This window comes from Citrifermentans bemidjiense Bem, assembly GCF_000020725.1.
In the GTDB taxonomy this organism is placed as follows: domain Bacteria; phylum Desulfobacterota; class Desulfuromonadia; order Geobacterales; family Geobacteraceae; genus Geomonas; species Geomonas bemidjiensis.
In genome coordinates, this window is the sequence record NC_011146.1 from 274,126 (window position 1) to 291,103 (window position 16,978).

Below are 16,978 nucleotides of genomic sequence, written 5' to 3' on the forward strand. Positions count from 1 at the left end.
ATTCGATATGGCAAATATCATTTTGCTTCGTTTTTCCGCAAAACAAGAAGAGGGGTAGTGGGGGGGAGACGGACTCGATGCTGAACATTTTTTCCCTTTTGTAAGACCTAATTTTTGTTTTGATAGACTTGTTTTTTCTTTTGTCAGACTTGTTTTTTGGGCCCTGGCCGAATCTGTAATGGGATCGGCAACTTGGGGGCGAGAAAAATCAACTGTTCCGGCAAAAAAACAAACATGTTTTTTGCCGGGGCAACATGTCCTTTGGAAGGGGAGGTTGTTCATCGCTGCAGGTTAGCCCATCGAGACTTCCGTAAAGGGTTTAATTGCTCACGACGAATTGGTTCCTCGAAAAGAGAAGAGCAACAACTCGAAAGTCTGACATTGCAGGGAGAAAGGCCAATCTTGAAAAGATAGTGTCACTATATGCAGCCTCGTGGTTACCTTCCCCCGCGGAATTGTCGAACTCATCTAGCGAATCGGAAGCTTGCGAAAGAGCGAGAACGAAAAAGGCCCTTGGATTTCTCCAAGGGCCTTTTCAATAAATGGTCGGAATGAGAGGATTCGAACCTCCGACCCCCTGCTCCCGAAGCAGGTGCGCTACCAGGCTGCGCTACATTCCGAGAAGTGAAACTCTGACGGGTCAATCAGATGGAGAGGTATACCAGCATTGTCGCCATAATGTCAAGCTTTATGACGTAGATGCTTCATTTTTTCCTAGGATGGGCAATGATCGACAAAAATTTCGGCAGCTTATGCGGCATTTTCGAGATCCCGCCGGTTCGGGCATGATCGCGAGAGATCGAGAAAAACGTTGTCATACCCCTGTGGAAGTGATAGAAACTTGCAGTTCAGCTTATTTCCTGGAGTTGCCATGGCATTTAAGGACTTGCGAGGTTTCATCGCCGGACTGGAAGCTGCCGGGGAACTCCAGAGGGTGGCTGCGGAGGTCGATCCCGACCTGGAAATCGCCTGTATCACCGACCGCCAGAGCAAGCTCCCCGGCGGCGGTAAGGCGCTTCTCTTCGAGAACGTGAAAGGGAGTCCCTTTCCGGTTGCCACCAATCTCTTCGGTTCGCCGGCTCGCATGGCACTCGCACTGGGCGTTCCAAAGCTGGACCGGCTCTCGGAGGCGATGGACGAACTGCTCCTTTGCCCGGGGCGGGCACCCCTCCCGCTGCTGTCCGATCGAGCCCCCTGCCGGGAGGTCGTGGAGCGGGCCCCGAATCTGCTGCGCTACCCCTTCCTGAAGAGCTGGCCCGGCGACGGCGGGCGCTTCATCACGCTCCCGCTGGTGTTCACCAGGGACCCGGAGACCGGCGCTGACAACTGCGGCATGTACCGGGTCCGGATCTTCGGTGAGCGAAGTGCCGGGGTGCGATGGAAAAACGGCAGCGGCGGCTGGCAGCATCACCGGAAGTACCTCGCATCCGGAGAGCGGATGCCGGTCGCGATCGCCATAGGCGCCGACCCGGCGCTGACGCTCGCCGCATCGCTCCCGCTCCCCGCCGGCCTGGACGAGGTTTCCTTTGCCGGGTACCTGCGCGGCGAGCCGGTGCCGATGCTCCGCTGCCTCGATTCGGACCTCTTGGTTCCTGCGGATGCCGAACTGGTAATCGAGGGGTTTGTCGAGCCGGGGGTGACCCGCAACGAAGGAGCTTTCGGCAACCACACCGGGAGCTACGACCCGGGCGAAGAGGTGCCGCTGCTGACGCTCACCTGCATCGCGCGCAGGCGCGACCCCATCTGCCAGGCGACGGTGGTGGGCCCTCCTCCCATGGAGGACTGTTGGATGGCCAAGGCTGCCGAAAGGCTGCTGCTGCCGCTTATCCGCAGGCAGTGCCCGGAGATCGTCGACCTGCTGCTGCCGCTGGAGGGAATCTTCCACGGCTGCGCCTTGATTGCAATAGAGAAGAGCCTTCCCGGGCAGGGGCGGCGCGTGCTGGAGACGCTGCGCTCGGAGGGATGGTTGAAGCGGGGAAAACTTTTGGTGGTGGTCGACGCCGCCGAAATGCCCCTCACGCTGTCGGAAGGTTTCTGGCGCGCGCTGAATGCGGTCAATTTTCCGCGCGATCTGGCGGTCACCCCCGACGGGTGCCTCGGGGTCGACGCGACGAGAAAGTTCCCGGAAGAGGGGGGCGGGCAGTACAAGGAGTTGAAACAGGATGCATCGGTTAGTGCCCAGGTGCAGAAGAGATGGCGGGAGTACGGCTTTTTCTAGAGCGCGGGCGGAAAGGCAGGTATGAGTACCCAAGCAGGAGTCGAGATGACATTGTACGCCAGGACCAGAGTCTTCCTGGAGATGATAAAGTTCAGCCACACCATTTTCGCACTACCCTTCGCCTTCACCGGGGCGCTCTTGGCGGCAGGCGGGCTTCCCACGGTATCCCAGGCGGGGTGGATCGTCTGCGCCATGGTGGGTGCGCGCACCGCGGCCATGGGGCTCAACCGGGTGATAGACGCGGAGATCGACGCCAGGAATCCGCGCACCGCCGGTCGCGCCATCCCCGCGGGGCTTCTGGGTCGGGGCGCGGTGATCTGCTTCATCGTTCTTTCCGTGCTGCTCATGCTTTTCGCCGCCCGGATGCTGAACCCGCTCTGCCTTTACCTTTCGCCGGTAGCCCTCGGTTTCATCCTGCTCTACTCCTACTGCAAGCGCTTCACGGCGCTCGCGCACGTGGTCCTCGGTATCTGCCTCGCGGGGGCTCCGCTGGGCGCCTGGATCGCCATACGCGGCAGCGCCGACCTCCCGGCATACCTCCTTGCCTTCGCGGTTCTCTTCTGGGTCGCCGGCTTCGATATCCTCTATGCGCTGCAGGACATGGAATTCGACCAGGCCGCGGGGCTGCACTCCATCCCGGCGAAGCTGGGGGTTAACGGCTCGCTTTGGACCTCGCGCATCTTCCATCTCGTCGCCTGCCTCTTCCTCGCGGCGCTCTATATTTTCATGCACCTTGGCACCTTCTTCCTCGCCGGGCTGGCAGCCACCTGCGGCATGCTCCTGTACGAGCACCATCTGCTTCGCGGGGGGGATTTAAGCCGCCTGGATGCCGCTTTCTTCAACATGAACGGCTACATCAGCGTGACGCTCTTCGCGGCGACGCTCTTGGATAGGGTCTCGGCGGGGGGGATGTGAAGCCCAGACACTTCACCGTCGCCATCACCGGCGCCTCGGGCGTCGTCTACGGCCTCAAGGTGGTCGAGGAACTGCTGCGCGGCGGGTCCAGGGTAAGCCTGCTGGTCTCGGAGGCGGGGTTCGCGGTCTTGCGGCAGGAATGCGGGCTAGATCTAGCGGGTACCCCGGGCGAAATCCTGGACGGTGTGCGCTCGCACCTGGGGCTTCCTGGGGAGCTTCTTGGCTACTACGACTTAAACGATCTTTTCGCGCCTATCGCCAGCGGCTCTGCGGCTCCGGACGCCATGCTGGTGGTCCCCTGTTCCATGGGGACGCTGTCGCGGATCAGCTGCGGAAATTCGGGGAACCTGCTGGAGCGGGCGGCTGACGTCATGCTCAAAGAGGGGCGTCCACTGGTGCTGGTGCCGCGCGAGACCCCCTTCAACGCGATTCACCTCGAGCACATGCTGAAGCTGGCCCGGCTCGGGGTGCGCATAGTGCCGGCCATGCCCGGCTTCTACCACGATCCCGAGACCATAGAAGACCTGGTCGATTTCGTGGCCGGAAAGGTGCTGGACGCAGTGCAGGTGGAGCACACGCTCTTCAGGCGCTGGGGAAGCCGGCCGTAAACGAAAAAGGAAAGAACCATGACTTTTGCCACCATAGCGGAGAAGGTGCGGGCGGGCGGACGCATCACGGAGCCAGAGGCGCTCGTGCTTTTCGAGCACCCGGACCTCCTGGCGCTCGGAGAGCTGGCCCAGTCCGTCAACGAGCGGCGCAACGGGAAGAGGGTTTTCTTCAACGTCAACCGCCACATCAACCACACCAATATCTGCGTGAACCGTTGCCGCTTCTGCGCCTTCTTCCGCAAAGCCGGCGACCCAGGCGCCTACCTGATGACTCTGGACGAGGTCCGCGGCCGTGCCGAAGAGGCGGTCAAGGAAGGGGCCACCGAGATCCACGTGGTGGGAGGCCTCCACCCGGAGCTCCCCTTCGAGTTCTACTTGGAGCTCCTTGCCACCGTCAAGGCGGTCTCCCCGGCGCTGCACGTGAAAGCCTTCACCGCAGTGGAGATCGCTTATCTGGCTAAACTCTCCGGCCTTGGCATCCCGGCCACCCTGGAGAAGCTGAAGGAGGCGGGGCTCGGCTCACTTCCCGGCGGCGGCGCCGAGATCTTCGCGCCGGAGATCCGCAACCAGCTTTGCCCGGAAAAGATCAGCGGCGCGGCCTGGCTCTCCATCATGGAACAGGTGCACCAGGCGGGGCTCAAGTCGAACGCCACCATGCTCTATGGGCATCTGGAGAGCGTGGCCGACCGGGTCGACCATATGCGGCAGCTGCGCGAGCTGCAGGATCGAACCGGCGGCTTCCAGGTTTTCATCCCGCTCGCCTTCCAGCCTGAGCATTCGCAGTTGAAGATCGCCGGTTCCGGCACGAGCGGCGTGGACGACCTGCGCACCCTGGCCGTCGCCCGCATCTACCTGGACAACTTCGCCAACGTCAAGGCCTACTGGGTGATGCTGGGGGAGAAGATAGCCCAGGTATCGCTATCCTTCGGCGTCAACGACCTGGACGGTACCGTGGTCGAGGAGCGGATCGGGCACGAGGCGGGAGCGGACACCCCGCAGACCATGAGCCGCGACAACATCGTCACCATGATCAGGAAGGCCGGGCGCATCCCGGTGGAGCGGGACACCCTCTACCAGGAACTGCGCGTCTATTGAGAAGGGGACCGCGCCTGCGTCGGACCATTGCAATGAAGCCTGCGAAACCACGGAAGTAAGCCAATGTCGAAAATGTTCCACGCCATAATTGAAAAAGTCGCCGCAGGTGCGGCCATAACCTCAGAAGAAGCGCTCTGGTGCCTCACCGAAGGGGAGCTCCTCGCCGTGGGGCGTTTAGCCGACTCGATCCGTCGCGCCATGCACCCGGACGGCTGCGTCAGCTTCGTCGTCGACCGCAACGTCAACTACACCAACGTCTGCGAATCCAGGTGCAAGTTCTGCGCGTTCTACCGTGATGCCGATGCGGCGGACGCCTACCTCCTGGATACCGAAGCCATCATGGCGAAGATCGGGGAACTGGTAGCCCAGGGAGGAACCCAGCTCCTGATGCAGGGGGGGCTCCACCCCTCGCTCGACATCGTCTGGTTCGAGGAGCTCTTCAGGGAGATCAAGCGCCGCTTTCCCGGCGTGCAAAACCACTCGCTCTCCCCGGCCGAGGTGACCCAGGTGGCGAAGCTCTCCGGGCTTGGCATCGGTGAAACGCTTACGCGGCTGAAGCGGGCCGGGCTGGACTCCATTCCCGGAGGGGGGGCCGAGATTCTGGTCGACAGTGTCCGCGCCGAGATCTCACCGAAGAAGATCGGCTGGCAGGGATGGGCGCAGGTCATGCGCGAGGCGGCGCGGTTAGGGATGCCCACCACGGCGACCATGATGTTCGGCAGCCGCGAGCGCGCCGAAGACATCGTCGAGCACCTGTTCCGGGTGCGCGCCCTGCAGGACGAGGGAGGTAGCTTCACCGCCTTCATCCCCTGGACCTATCAGCCGGGGAACACCGAGCTCGGGGGGGAGGGTGCCAGCGGCGTCGAGTACCTGAAGGTGCTGGCCCTGTCGCGCATCGTGCTCAGGAACGTGCCGAACGTGCAGGCGAGCTGGGTGACCCAGGGTGCCAAGATGGCGCAGGTGGCGCTTTTCTTCGGCGCCAACGACCTGGGCGGAACCATGCTGGAGGAGAACGTGGTGGCGGCCGCAGGCTGCCGCTTCCGTATGTCGCGCGAGGAGATGATCACGCTGATCCGCGGCGCCGGGTTCACCCCGGTCCGGCGCACCACCCTGTACCAGGAATTGGAGCGCTACTGACCGCCGCTCGGTGGCTCTATCGCCTCTTCGTTGTCAATTGTCAATTGTCCATTGTCAATTGCCTTTGCCTCTTGTTATATTCACCTGATCTTTTGCCCTGAAAGGAGTTGCCATGATCGCCCTGCGGGAAAACATCGCAGAAATGGCAGGCTATGTCCCCGGTTTCCAGCCGCTCGATGTGGATTCGTACATCAAGCTGAACACCAACGAGAATCCTTATCCCCCCTCACCGAAGGTGTTGGAGGCGATCGCCAAGGAGGCCGGAGAGGGCCTGCGCCGGTACCCCGACGCCGCGAGCCGCCTGGCGCGGGAGGAGGCGGCGAAGGTGTACGGCTTCGATCCCTCCTGGATCATCATGGCCAACGGCTCGGACGAGGTCCTCAACAACCTGATCCGCGCCTGTGCCGGCGAAGGGGAGGAAATCGCCTTCATAAACCCCTCCTACTCGTACTACGGCACCCTCGCGGAAGTTCAGGGCGCGCGCGTCAGGACCTTCGGGCTTTCCGAGAGCTTTGAGCCGGAAGGGATCCCGGAGCATTACGACGGCAAGCTCTTCTTTCTGACCAACCCCAATGCACCGCTTGGTTTCACCTACAGCCAGCGCTACATCGCTGACCTGGCGGGGCGCCTCTCCGGGGTGCTGGTGGTGGACGAGGCGTACGTGGATTTCGCCGAAGAGACTTCGCTGGAACTGGTGCGCAGCTTCGACAACGTCGTGGTGACCCGCACCTTCTCCAAGAGCTATTCCCTGGCCGGCATGCGGCTTGGTCTCGCGATCGCCCGCCCGGAGATCATCGCGGCGCTGAACAAGATTCGCGACCACTACAACCTGGACCGCCTGGCGCAGGCCGCTGCCGCCGCGGCGCTCGCGGACCAGCCGTATTTCCAGGAGTGCGTAAGGAAGATCAAGGAGACCCGCGCCTGGTTCACGGCGGAACTGCAGCAGCTGGGGTATCAGGTGATACCTTCCAGCGGCAATTTCGTCTTTGCCAGCCCGCCCGACCGAGACGGTACCCGTATCTACCAGGGGCTTTACGACAGGAAGATCCTGGTGCGCCACTTCACCGACCCGAAGCTGGCCCACGGTCTCAGGATCAGTATCGGCTCCAGGGAGGAGATGGAGCAGACTGTCAAGGCGCTACGCGAACTGGGTCCCGGGCGGTAGCAAAGAGCGTTCTGTCTGTGCAGGGAAGAAAATTTTACTCTGAACGGCACCTTGGACTTGTACTGAAAGTGAAAAGGTTGTAATCTTTGCGGCTGGGCGCTGTCATGGTGACAGTAAGCCTTGACCTCATCGATAACCACGAAAGCATATAATAGATGCAGAAACGGATGGGAACTTTTGCAGAAGAAAAATAATGTGACAAACCCCGCAGCGGCACATCTGGTCACCGATCAAAAGACTTTAGACGAACTCGTTGAGCGGCTCTCCCGGGAGTCGGTCCTTGCCTTTGACTTGGAGGCGGACTCACTCCATCACTATACAGAGAAGGTCTGCCTGATCCAGGTCTCCTCCACATCGGAAGACCGCCTGATCGACCCGCTCGCCCCCATCGACGTCAAGGTACTGGCGCCCATTTTCGCCAACCCGGCGATCAAAAAGATCTTCCACGGCGCGGATTACGACATGCGCTCGCTCTACCGGGACTTCGGCATCGAGGTGGTGAACCTGTTCGACACCATGATCGCCAGCCAGTTCCTGGGAGAGAGCGAGTTCGGCCTGGCGGCGCTTCTGAAGAAGAGGTTCGGCGTCGAGCTGGACAAGCGCTACCAGAAGGCCGACTGGAGCAAGCGTCCCTTCTCCCAGGAGATGCTGGATTACGCCATGAAGGACACTTCCCTCCTGATCGAGCTCTACCGCCAGCTGGAGGCGGAGCTGAAGCAGAAAGGGAGGCTCGCCTGGGTTGAGGAGGAGTCGGAGTTGGTGGCAGGGGTGCGTTCCCCTTCCCGCGAGGGGGAGCTGATGTGCCTGCGCTTCAAGGGGGCCAGCAAGATGAAGCCGCGCGAGCTCGCCGTGCTGGAAGAGCTGCTGCGCTTTCGTGACGAGAAGGCACGCCTGGCGGACGTTCCCCCCTTCAGGATCCTCAGCAACGACCTGTTGCGGGAGCTGGCAGAGAAACAGCCTAGGAACAACTTCGAGCTGGTCGGCATCCACACCATGTCTTCTAAGCTGATCGAGCGGCTGGGGCGCGGGCTGCTGCAGGCCGTAGCCAACGGGCTGGCGGTCCCTCAGGACAAGTTGCCGCAAGTGCATTCCGGACGCCGTCCGGTTCTGGACCGGCTGCAGGACGAAAGGGTGAAGCGCCTCAAGGTCTGGCGCGAGGCGAAGTCGGCGCAGCTGGGTCTCGGTATCGGGCTCGTCGCCAACAACACGCTCCTGGAGGCGCTGGCGGAGCCGGGCTCCCAGAACATAACTCTCTTGAAGCGTTGGCAGCGCGAGGCATTCGGGGACGAGCTGGCGTCGCTCATCTCCTGACGTCGACGCTGGAGAAACGTACCGGGCGGACTCCCATTAAGGGGTCCGCTTTTTTTCGTCTTTAGATTAGAGCGCCTTGTCGTGGTCGCTACTGTTGTGTATAAAAAAGGGGGACAGGCTACTTTTTCAAAGGAAAAAGTAGCCTGTCCCCTTTTCTGTGACGCCGGACGGAGGCGGGAGATGACCCTTTACGTCGGAACCAGCGGTTACTCGTACCACGAATGGAAGGGGATCTTCTATCCCGCGGACCTCCCGGACCGGCAGATGCTGCACTATTACGGCGGGGTGTTCCTAAGCGTCGAGATCAATAACACCTTCCACCGGATGCCGACCCCAGCCCTCTTGGAATCGTGGTCGCAGGAGGTTCCGGCAGGCTTCAAGTTCGCGCTCAAGGCGCCGCAGCGCATCACGCATTTTCAGCGGCTTAAGGGTGTGGACGATGCGGTGTCGTATCTGTTCGACGTGGCGGGAGGGCTCGGAGATAGACTGGGGCCGGTGCTCTTCCAGCTCCCGCCGAGCCTGAAGAAGGACCTCCCCTTGCTGCGCGACTTCCTGGCGCTTTTGCCTCCTGCCGCCCGCGCCTCGATCCAGTTCCGGCATCGCACCTGGATGGACGACGAGGTGTTCGAGCTTTTGCGGCGCAACGACGCGGCCCTTTGCCTCGCCGACCTGGAGGACGATGTAGAGACCCCGGCGGTGGCGACGGCGACCTGGGGGTACTTGAGGCTCAGGCGCCAGGAATACGGGGAGGCGGAGTTGAAGCGGTGGGTAGACCTGGTGGCGAGGCAGAACTGGCGGGACGCCTTCGTCTTCTTCAAGCACGAGGAGTCGGCGCGGGGGCCGCTCCTGGCGCGGAATTTTCTGGAAGTAGCAGGGGGCGGACGGGGAAAAGATCAGGGAGCCGGGAAGAGCCGGCCCCGGTGAGAAAGTGTTTTCGACGGCTCAGGCAGGCAAAACGGGAGGGGATATGAACATAGCAACCATTTGGGGCATCGCCAAGGTAGCGGCGACGAGGATTCCCTGGGGGCGGGTGATGGAGAACATTCCGGCGGTGGTGGATCTGGCCGAACGGGCCAAGGGACGCTTTCGGGGGCACGGTGGGGGCGACATCGAGGCGAAGCTCAGGCACCTGCAGGAGGAAAACCGCAAGCTGGAGCAGGCCCTGTTGGAGACCTCGGGGCACCTGCAGCAGACCATCAGGACTCTGAAGGTTGTGGTCGCCAGGCAGAAAATGATGATGACCGCGACGGCTGTGTCGCTTTTGACCGCCATCGCGGCGCTGGTGGTGGCGCTGCGCTGAAGCCTGGCTACCCCATGTCCCCCCAGTGAAACTGCAGGATGGACAGCATGGCGAGCCCGGCGGTCTCGGTGCGCAGGATCCTCTTTCCCAGTGTGACCGGGGTGAACCCTGCCGCCAGCGCCTGCCGCACCTCCTCGGGGGCCAATCCCCCTTCCGGTCCCACCACGACCGCCACGCTCTCCGGTGCCTCGAAAGCGCCGAAGCAGCCGTGCAGGGTCGTCTTCTCTTCCCCCTCGTAAAGAAGCAGCTTTACCTCATGGTGTGAATCAGCCAGGACATCGGCGAGGGTCCCTCCCAGGGCCACCTTCGGCGCAGAACGCCGCCCGGACTGCCGGGCGGCCTCCCGCACTATCTTTTCGTAACGGGCGAGCCGGGTGGCGCTTCGATCCCCGCGCAGCTTCACCACTGAGCGTGCCGCGTCAAAGGCGACCACTTCGGCGACCCCGAGCTCGGTGCATTTCTGCAGGATCAGGTCGAGCTTCTCCCCCTTGGGCATCCCCTGCAGGAGCGTGATGCGCAGCCCCGGTTCCTCGGCGGCAGGAGCGGCGCTGGCGCTGATGCGCACCGTGAGGCTTTTCGCCCCCACCTCCTCGACGGTTCCCCGGTGACGGGAGTCGCCGTCCTCGATGAGCTCCACCTCGCTCCCTTGTTTAATGCGCAGCACGCGCGCCATGTGGCGGTAAAGCTCTCCGGTGATGGTCACGCTGTCGCCGCAGATGGCGTTGTCGCCGAGAAAGAAACTGCGCATGGTCTACAGGGGTTTCCTGAAGCTGAGGCAGGACCACTCGAGCTCCTTCGGGTTTTCCACCAGCTCCAGCGAATTGAACGCCGCGCAGACGAAGGCTTCTTTTTCGGTGAGGATGCCGGAGAGTATGAGCCATCCTCCAGGTGCCACGCGGGCGGTGAGTTCGTCGGCAAGACGCACCAGTTCCTCGGCGAGGATGTTGGCGACCACGACCCGGAATCCTCCCGGGAGCTGCTCCAGGCTGGTGGTGGAGGCGGCGACCAGGTCGGCCACGCCGTTCAACTCAAGGTTCTCCATCGTGACACGCACCGCTTCGGGGTCGATGTCTACCGCGACGATCTCTTTCGCACCCAGTAGCGCGGCCGCGATGCTGAGGACGCCGGAGCCGGTGCCGACGTCGAGGACGGGGCTTGGGAGCTTACCGCCGCTAGCGTCGAAGCAGATCCGCTCCAGTGCTTCCAGGCACATCTTGGTGGTTGGGTGGGCGCCGGTCCCGAAGGCCATGCCGGGATCGATCTGGATCACCAGGTCGCCCTCAAGTTTCAGGTATTCCTCCCAGGTCGGCTTGATCACCAGCCTCTGGCCGATGCGCACCGGCTTGAAGTGGACCTTCCAGTTGTTGGCCCAGTCCTCGTTCCTGATCACCGTCACCACTGGAGGGGCATAGACGTACCCGGGGAAAGAGGGGCCGGTCTGGGCCAGGAACTGCTCTATGCGGATGCGCATCTCTTCCAGCGAGTCGTCGAGCGGGAGGTAGCCCTTAACGCTTTTCAGGGGGGTATCCTCAAGGGTGTCGAGGGAGAAGGTGTCCAGGTGCAGGTTGTCGATACCGACCCCGTTACCGGTCAACTCCACCAGGAAGTCGGCCAGGGAATCGACCATTTCGGCGGGCACTTCACAGGCGATCTCAGCCCAGTCAGTAGTCATAATGAGTTTGCAGCTCCTTTTCTTAGACAAATTATGGGCATAAACTAGCAGGAAAATAAGGGAAATTGCAATGAAAACCTTGACATCGGATAAAACTGCGGCAGTAATTATAATTAAAATTTTTCCGGGGGCTGCCGATAAGAACTTCGAGGAAACTTTTCCCATTAAATTTTAGTTTTGCCTAAAATAAAAAAACATGGTATATATCTAATGAATTTGGTGGGGATGCCGATAAGCCCCAGTAAGAGCAGCAGTTTAGGGTGATTAAGATGTACCATGTGTACCTTTTATCGGATGCGACGGGCGAGACGGTGGAGCGGGTGGCGCGCGCCGCGCTGACCCAGTTCAGGGACGTCGACATCCGCCTGCGCAGGATGGGGCAGATACGGAACCGGGAGGACATCCTCCGAGCGCTGGACGAGGTGGACCGGGCGCCGGGGATAATCTTTTATACGCTGGTCAACACCGAGCTGGCGCAGTTCGTCAGGAACGAAGTCGAGGCGAGGCAGTTGGAGGCGGTTGACCTCATCACGCCGCTCCTCTACAAGCTGGCGGAATTTCTTGAGATGCGGCCGCAGAAGTTGCCGGGCCTGCAGTACGAGATGAACTCGGAGTACTACCGGCGCATGGAAGCGGTGGATTTCACCGTGAAGCAGGACGATGGCCAGGAGCCGCGCAACCTGCACAAGGCGGACATCGTGCTGATCGGTGTTTCCCGCTCTTCCAAGACGCCGCTCTCCATGTATCTGGCTCACAAGGGTTACAAGGTCGCCAACGTGCCGATCATCCAGGGAATCGATCCCCCGGGCGAGTTAGAGGAAGTAGAGCCGGAGCGGGTGGTAGGGCTGATCATCGATACGCAGCGGCTGGTGGATATACGGAGCGCCCGGTTGCGCAACCTTCGCCAGAGCCCGCGCGGCAGCTACGCGGACTATCGGCAGGTGGAAGAGGAGCTGGCGTACTGCCGCAGGTTCTACCGCGCCCATCCCGCCTGGCTGGTTATAGACGTGACCAACAAGTCCGTGGAGGAGTCTGCGGCAGAAATATTAAGCAGGCTTCATGGTGATATTAGGCACGATTAGAGGTCGACATATTAACAAAGAGAGGAAATCAACATGAGAATTTTGGTAGTTGAAGATGAGAAGAAGGTCGCCAGCTTCATCAAGCGCGGGCTGGAGGAGGAGCAGTACGAAGTCCATACGGCCGCGGACGGAGAGGAAGGTCTCAAGCTTGCGCTCGAGAAGCCGTTCGACCTGATCGTGCTTGACTGGATGCTCCCCAAAAAGGACGGCCTTTCCGTCCTGAAGGAGCTGAGGGAGCGGAAGAACCTCACTCCGATCCTGATGCTGACCGCCAAAGATTCCGTGGAAGATATCGTGGCAGGCCTCGATTCCGGATCCGACGACTACCTGACCAAGCCGTTCGCTTTCGCCGAGCTTCTGGCCCGCGTCCGTGCGCTCATGAGGAGGAGCGAGCTCGACCGCGGTGCCGAGATCCGTTTCGCCGACCTGCGCCTCGACCTGGTTACCCACAAGGTATGGCGCAAGGATAAGGAGATCGATCTCACTGCCAAGGAGTACGGCCTGCTCGAGTACTTCATGCGCAACCCGCACCAGGTGCTGACCAGGACCATGATCGCGGAGCACGTCTGGGATTACACCTTCGACAGCTTCACCAACATCATCGATGTCTATGTCAACTACCTCAGGAAGAAGATCGACCGCGAAGCTGACAAGAAGCTGATCCACACCGTCAGGGGCGTAGGCTACATCCTGAAGGAAGAAGAATAGAATAGGCGCGTCACGCTCTTCATGAACAACGGACTGCTCCCGGCTCACGCCGGAGGCGGTCAGTATTAGCTTAACTCTACTCAAATTCCCAGGAGGTCGCCATGCAGGCAGCAATCGTTGCAAGATTTCTGGTACTTAGCGTATTTCTCTCCTCCATTTTCTCGACCGTCGCGGGCGCCTCGGTGCTTACTCCCGACTTCGCCAAGCTGGCGAAGAAGCTGAAGCCCGCGGTGGTCAACATCAGCACCTCAAAGACCCTAGCGGTGAAGAAGCGGCAGATCGCCCCAGGGCAAGACCCTTTCCAGGAATACTTCGACAAATTTTTCGAGGGGCCGCACCAGCGTCCGCAAAAGCAGAGGAACCTGGGGACCGGCTTCATCATCAGCGACGACGGCTACATCATCACCAACAACCACGTGGTGAAGGATGCCGACGAGATCAAGGTGAAGCTCTCCGACGGCAGGGAGTTCGCGGGCGATGTCAAGGGGCGCGACGAAAAGCTGGACCTTGCCCTGGTGAAGATCGACGCCAAGGATCACCTCCCCGTGGCGCCTTTGGGGGACAGCGACAAGATGGAAGTGGGGGACTGGGTGATGGCTATCGGCAACCCCTTCGGGCTCTCCCAGACCGTGACGGCAGGGATCATCAGCGCCCAGGGGCGCGTGATCGGTTCCGGCCCGTATGACGACTTCATCCAGACCGACGCCTCCATCAACCCCGGCAACTCGGGGGGGCCGCTCTTCAACACCGAAGGGGAGGTGATCGGCATAAATACGGCGATCGTCGCCGGCGGCCAGGGGATAGGATTCGCCATACCGGTCAACATGGCGAAGGAGATCCTCCCGCAGCTGAAGTCTGCGGGCAAGGTGACCCGCGGCTGGCTCGGCGTTTCGGTGCAGCTGGTGACCCCGGATCTCGCCAAATCCTTCGGGCTCGACACCGAGAAGGGGGCGCTGGTTGCCGACGTGGTGAAAGGCAGCCCCGCGGAGAAGGCGGGCCTCAAGGGGGGCGACATCATCCTCGAGTACGACGGGCATCCCATCAAGGAGATGGGGGAGCTTCCGCGCCGCGTAGCCGCCACCCCGGTAGGAAAGAAGGTGAAAGTGGTGGTGCTGCGCGAGGGGCGTCAAGAGCCGCTGCAGGTGACCGTCGAGCAGCTGAAGGAGGGCGGCGAGGAGGATAGTGCGGTCACCAGCGACCGGCTCGGGGTGAAGGTGACGGAGCTTACCCCGGAGCGCGCGCAGCAGTTGCGGCTGCAGGGGGACAAAGGGGTCGTGGTGACCGATGTGGAGCCGGACAGCCTTGCCGACCGGGCCGGCATCCTGGAGGGGGACCTGATCAGGGAGATCAACGGAGTGCGTGTAAGCGGCGTGAGCGATTACAGCAAGTTGATCGCGGCGGCGAAGAAGGGTGGGTATCTGAAGATGCTGCTTAGGCGGGGAGAAGCCTCCCTGTTCGTCGCGCTCAGGCTGGAATAGGTAATAAGAAGGTCGTTGCGGTATCGAAGGGGGCACAGGTGACTGGCCCCCTTTTCTATTACCACAACACCTGGCCGCATTGCGAGCCGGCCACGGCTCTACCCGCTCTCCTCCTCTTGGAGGGGGGAGGCCGCGAACGCCAGATTAACCTCGCGCCGAAGCTCCGCTTCGGCCCCCAAATGCCTGGGGGAGAAGTGGAAGGGGAGGACCCTCGCCACCCCCGCCTCCCGGGCCAGCTCCCCGGCCTGCCGGGCGGTCAGGTGCGCACGGTCGCGCGCCCGCTCAGAGTCGACGTGCAGGAAGACCGCCTCGATGAAGAGGTAGTCTGCGTCCCGCGCCAGCTCCACGATGCGCCGGCGGTTCTCATTGGTGAAGGCGGTGTCGGTGACATAGGCGATCTTTTCCCCCGGCACCACCTGCAGCACCTTTTCTTTCAGCTTTGCTATGGTCCAGCCGGAAGCCGGGCGCTCCTCGCCCGCAGCCGCGGGATAGACCAGGGTATCGTCCGGCTCTCCCCTGAGCACCGCGCGCTTTACTTCGGAAAGCCAGGGGCCGACCGGCAGGCCCAGCTCGGCCAGCCGGTTCTTCATGAAGTTTACGTGGAGCTTTTCCTCGAAAGCATAGGCGAGGCAGGGGATGCTGTGCTCCAGGAAGGTGGCGCGGATGCGCAGGTTCCCCTCGTCCAGCACGACGCCCTCGGGGAGCATGAGTTCCTGCTGGTTTTCCCTTTCAAAGATGCGCCGGGAGCTGAAGCTTGCCCTTTGCGCGCTGCCGTCGGGATGGAGTTCGGTGACGGTGAGGACGAACTCGGTGGGATAGCTTTGAATCAGGTTCCAGCTGTAGGACGCGAGGCGGTGCTCCACCTGCCGCAGGATGCCTGAGGGACCGTACAGCCTCACTTCTTTGTCCCGTCCCAGCATGATGCGTAGCACAAGGTCGAAGCCGATGAAGTGGTCGATGTGCGTGTGCGAGATGCAGATGTCGCTCACCCGCAAGAGCTTGCGCGTGGGAAGCGGCGCCAGGTCCCCCAGGTCGAAGAGGACGGCCCGGCGCGCGAAGAGGAAGTCGACGTAGAGGCCGGGGTCGCCGAAGGGAGGGTTCACCAGGGCCGGCAGGAAGTGCGGTGTCATGGCGCGGGCTCCTTCTAGTTTGGGTACGGTCCCGTCTGCTATATAACCATTAATGCTGCGGCGCAAGCCAAAAAAATAGGGGAACCCGGTGGGGCTCCCCTAGTGCTGCCTGCAACTACTCTCTCCGCCGTGCCGTTGGTTTCGGGGGCCTCACAGCGAGTTCCCATTCAGGTGGGCTCCTGTGGACCGCTTTAGGCAATTCCCGCGCAATGGGGCAGCTCACCACGGTCGAAACAGTCACCCGTTCAATAAATTATTCCGCAGGGGCGTTAGTAACCTCACGGACAGGGCAGAGAGAGCAAGTAAGTAAGTGGCTGCATTGTAGTACCGGCAAAATGAGAAATCAAGAGCGATTTGTCTAATCCTTTGTAGGAGAAATCCCCGGGTAAATAGGTTGCAATTTTGGGCCTTTGTCGTACAATGCGCCCACCAATTTTCGCAGCGACCGGGAGGAAAGATGCGCCTTAAGGAAGAGCAGATCGCACGCCTGGCGGAAAAGGTGCTGGGCGACCTGGAACGTGCCCAACTCGTGGAGCAAAAGCAGGGACGTGCGGCCGTATTGGCCGGCATCAAGTCGGCCATAGCCGAGGACCTGAGGCTTGAGGAGGCACTGGAGCGCGACGCCGAGGCGCTGCTTGAGCAGACCCTTAAGGCGGTCGGAGGTCAGGGGATCGACAGGCACAAGATGCTTCGAATGATCAAGGAGAAACTGGCCAAGGAACGTAAGATCGTCCTCTAACCCGCCCAGCGGCCGAATCGAAAGGAGACCCCATGCACATCAGCGAAGACCGCATTTCCCATATCGCTCACAGGATCTACGACAAGCTCTGGCGCGACGACCTCGCCGACTTCCCGGACGAGCGGCGCGCGCTGGATGCCGTCAAGGGTGCCATCGAGGGGTTCTTCTCGGTGATGGAACAGGTCGACCAGGCAGTGAGGGCGAAGCTGGCCTCCTACAGCCAGGCCAAGGTGCCCGGCAGCCGGGAATGGGAGATCCTGTACCAGAAGTTTTATGCCGAGGAGCTTGCCAAAAGGAAGTGGTGAGACGCCACGCGCGGGGGGTGAATTTTATTTTTCCTTCTACCCTTGATTTTTAGGATCATGCTGTTTATATTTAGCAGGCCTTAGCACTCAGCTGTTTTGAGTGCTAATATTTTTT

17 protein-coding genes, 1 tRNA gene and 1 other RNA gene are annotated in these 16,978 nt (G+C 61.2%); 14 read left to right on the forward strand and 5 right to left on the reverse strand.

Annotation, left to right across the window (positions count from 1 at the left end; genetic code table 11):
* Positions 1–543: 543 nt before the first annotated feature.
* Positions 544–620 (reverse strand) — tRNA-Pro (locus GBEM_RS01155).
* A 251-nt stretch (positions 621–871) separates the two neighbouring features.
* Between GBEM_RS01155 and GBEM_RS01160 the strand changes: the two genes are divergently transcribed.
* From GBEM_RS01160 to GBEM_RS01200, 9 genes are all read left to right on the forward strand, one after another.
* A complete protein-coding gene (locus GBEM_RS01160; protein WP_012528670.1) occupies positions 872–2,218 on the forward strand; it encodes a UbiD family decarboxylase in 1,347 nt (448 codons plus the stop codon).
* A 45-nt stretch (positions 2,219–2,263) separates the two neighbouring features.
* A complete protein-coding gene (locus tag GBEM_RS01165; RefSeq protein ID WP_012528671.1) occupies positions 2,264–3,133 on the forward strand; it encodes a 4-hydroxybenzoate octaprenyltransferase in 870 nt (289 codons plus the stop codon).
* Entirely contained in the window at positions 3,130–3,741 is a 612-nt protein-coding gene (locus GBEM_RS01170; protein WP_012528672.1) for a UbiX family flavin prenyltransferase, read from the forward strand. Before GBEM_RS01165 ends, GBEM_RS01170 begins: the two co-directional genes overlap by 4 nt.
* Before the next feature lie 18 nt (positions 3,742–3,759).
* Positions 3,760–4,836 carry an aminofutalosine synthase MqnE gene (mqnE, locus tag GBEM_RS01175; RefSeq protein WP_012528673.1) on the forward strand — a complete coding sequence of 359 codons (1,077 nt, stop codon included), beginning with the start codon at positions 3,760–3,762 and terminating at the stop codon, positions 4,834–4,836.
* A gap of 63 nt (positions 4,837–4,899) precedes the next feature.
* A complete protein-coding gene (gene mqnC, locus GBEM_RS01180; RefSeq protein WP_012528674.1) occupies positions 4,900–5,973 on the forward strand; it encodes a cyclic dehypoxanthinyl futalosine synthase in 1,074 nt (357 codons plus the stop codon).
* Between the two features lie 112 nt (positions 5,974–6,085).
* The gene (hisC, locus tag GBEM_RS01185; protein ID WP_012528675.1) at positions 6,086–7,138 is read left to right on the forward strand and encodes a histidinol-phosphate transaminase; all 1,053 of its coding nucleotides are present in this window, start codon (positions 6,086–6,088) and stop codon (positions 7,136–7,138) included.
* Positions 7,139–7,315: 177 nt separating this feature from the next.
* Complete coding sequence (locus tag GBEM_RS01190) at positions 7,316–8,449, forward strand: ribonuclease D (RefSeq protein WP_012528676.1); 1,134 nt, start codon at positions 7,316–7,318, stop codon at positions 8,447–8,449.
* A 180-nt stretch (positions 8,450–8,629) separates the two neighbouring features.
* A complete protein-coding gene (locus GBEM_RS01195) occupies positions 8,630–9,373 on the forward strand; it encodes a DUF72 domain-containing protein (RefSeq protein WP_012528677.1) in 744 nt (247 codons plus the stop codon).
* A gap of 43 nt (positions 9,374–9,416) precedes the next feature.
* Positions 9,417–9,749: a hypothetical protein gene (locus GBEM_RS01200; protein ID WP_012528678.1), complete on the forward strand. Its 333-nt coding sequence runs from the start codon at positions 9,417–9,419 to the stop codon at positions 9,747–9,749.
* A 7-nt stretch (positions 9,750–9,756) separates the two neighbouring features.
* Here the strand turns inward: GBEM_RS01200 and GBEM_RS01205 are convergent, their stop codons facing one another.
* Positions 9,757–10,497, reverse strand: coding sequence for a 16S rRNA (uracil(1498)-N(3))-methyltransferase (locus GBEM_RS01205; protein WP_012528679.1), 741 nt, complete (start codon positions 10,495–10,497; stop codon positions 9,757–9,759).
* 3 nt (positions 10,498–10,500) lie between these two features.
* The gene (gene prmA / locus GBEM_RS01210; protein ID WP_012528680.1) at positions 10,501–11,421 is read right to left on the reverse strand and encodes a 50S ribosomal protein L11 methyltransferase; all 921 of its coding nucleotides are present in this window, start codon (positions 11,419–11,421) and stop codon (positions 10,501–10,503) included.
* A gap of 269 nt (positions 11,422–11,690) precedes the next feature.
* Between prmA and GBEM_RS01215 the strand changes: the two genes are divergently transcribed.
* The 3 genes from GBEM_RS01215 (at position 11,691) to GBEM_RS01225 (ending at position 14,689) form a co-directional block, all read left to right on the forward strand.
* Positions 11,691–12,503, forward strand: coding sequence for a pyruvate, water dikinase regulatory protein (locus tag GBEM_RS01215; RefSeq protein ID WP_012528681.1), 813 nt, complete (start codon positions 11,691–11,693; stop codon positions 12,501–12,503).
* 33 nt (positions 12,504–12,536) lie between these two features.
* Positions 12,537–13,211 carry a response regulator transcription factor gene (locus GBEM_RS01220; RefSeq protein WP_012528682.1) on the forward strand — a complete coding sequence of 225 codons (675 nt, stop codon included), beginning with the start codon at positions 12,537–12,539 and terminating at the stop codon, positions 13,209–13,211.
* Between the two features lie 101 nt (positions 13,212–13,312).
* Entirely contained in the window at positions 13,313–14,689 is a 1,377-nt protein-coding gene (locus GBEM_RS01225; RefSeq protein WP_012528683.1) for a DegQ family serine endoprotease, read from the forward strand.
* A 98-nt stretch (positions 14,690–14,787) separates the two neighbouring features.
* Here the strand turns inward: GBEM_RS01225 and GBEM_RS01230 are convergent, their stop codons facing one another.
* Together GBEM_RS01230 and ssrS are read right to left on the reverse strand one after the other, a co-directional pair.
* Complete coding sequence (locus GBEM_RS01230; protein WP_012528684.1) at positions 14,788–15,819, reverse strand: ribonuclease Z; 1,032 nt, start codon at positions 15,817–15,819, stop codon at positions 14,788–14,790.
* A 117-nt stretch (positions 15,820–15,936) separates the two neighbouring features.
* Positions 15,937–16,118: non-coding RNA, 6S RNA (ssrS, locus tag GBEM_RS20560), on the reverse strand.
* Between the two features lie 158 nt (positions 16,119–16,276).
* Between ssrS and GBEM_RS21890 the strand changes: the two genes are divergently transcribed.
* Together GBEM_RS21890 and GBEM_RS21895 are read left to right on the forward strand one after the other, a co-directional pair.
* Positions 16,277–16,558, forward strand: coding sequence for a DUF507 family protein (locus tag GBEM_RS21890; protein WP_012528685.1), 282 nt, complete (start codon positions 16,277–16,279; stop codon positions 16,556–16,558).
* 32 nt (positions 16,559–16,590) lie between these two features.
* Entirely contained in the window at positions 16,591–16,863 is a 273-nt protein-coding gene (locus GBEM_RS21895; RefSeq protein ID WP_012528686.1) for a DUF507 family protein, read from the forward strand.
* Positions 16,864–16,978 lie beyond the last annotated feature (115 nt).

Bases quoted from the DNA above. Each gene is read 5' to 3' on its own strand.
- GBEM_RS01160 (WP_012528670.1), top strand. From the start codon at position 872: ATGGCATTTAAGGACTTGCGAGGTTTCATCGCCGGACTGGAAGCTGCC.
- GBEM_RS01165 (WP_012528671.1), top strand. From the start codon at position 2,264: ATGACATTGTACGCCAGGACCAGAGTCTTCCTGGAGATGATAAAGTTC.
- mqnE (WP_012528673.1), top strand. From the start codon at position 3,760: ATGACTTTTGCCACCATAGCGGAGAAGGTGCGGGCGGGCGGACGCATC.
- mqnC (WP_012528674.1), top strand. From the start codon at position 4,900: ATGTCGAAAATGTTCCACGCCATAATTGAAAAAGTCGCCGCAGGTGCG.
- hisC (WP_012528675.1), top strand. From the start codon at position 6,086: ATGATCGCCCTGCGGGAAAACATCGCAGAAATGGCAGGCTATGTCCCC.
- GBEM_RS01195 (WP_012528677.1), top strand. From the start codon at position 8,630: ATGACCCTTTACGTCGGAACCAGCGGTTACTCGTACCACGAATGGAAG.
- GBEM_RS01200 (WP_012528678.1), top strand. From the start codon at position 9,417: ATGAACATAGCAACCATTTGGGGCATCGCCAAGGTAGCGGCGACGAGG.
- GBEM_RS01205 (WP_012528679.1), bottom strand. From the start codon at position 10,497: ATGCGCAGTTTCTTTCTCGGCGACAACGCCATCTGCGGCGACAGCGTG.
- prmA (WP_012528680.1), bottom strand. From the start codon at position 11,421: ATGACTACTGACTGGGCTGAGATCGCCTGTGAAGTGCCCGCCGAAATG.
- GBEM_RS01215 (WP_012528681.1), top strand. From the start codon at position 11,691: ATGTACCATGTGTACCTTTTATCGGATGCGACGGGCGAGACGGTGGAG.
- GBEM_RS01220 (WP_012528682.1), top strand. From the start codon at position 12,537: ATGAGAATTTTGGTAGTTGAAGATGAGAAGAAGGTCGCCAGCTTCATC.
- GBEM_RS01225 (WP_012528683.1), top strand. From the start codon at position 13,313: ATGCAGGCAGCAATCGTTGCAAGATTTCTGGTACTTAGCGTATTTCTC.
- GBEM_RS01230 (WP_012528684.1), bottom strand. From the start codon at position 15,819: ATGACACCGCACTTCCTGCCGGCCCTGGTGAACCCTCCCTTCGGCGAC.
- GBEM_RS21890 (WP_012528685.1), top strand. From the start codon at position 16,277: ATGCGCCTTAAGGAAGAGCAGATCGCACGCCTGGCGGAAAAGGTGCTG.
- GBEM_RS21895 (WP_012528686.1), top strand. From the start codon at position 16,591: ATGCACATCAGCGAAGACCGCATTTCCCATATCGCTCACAGGATCTAC.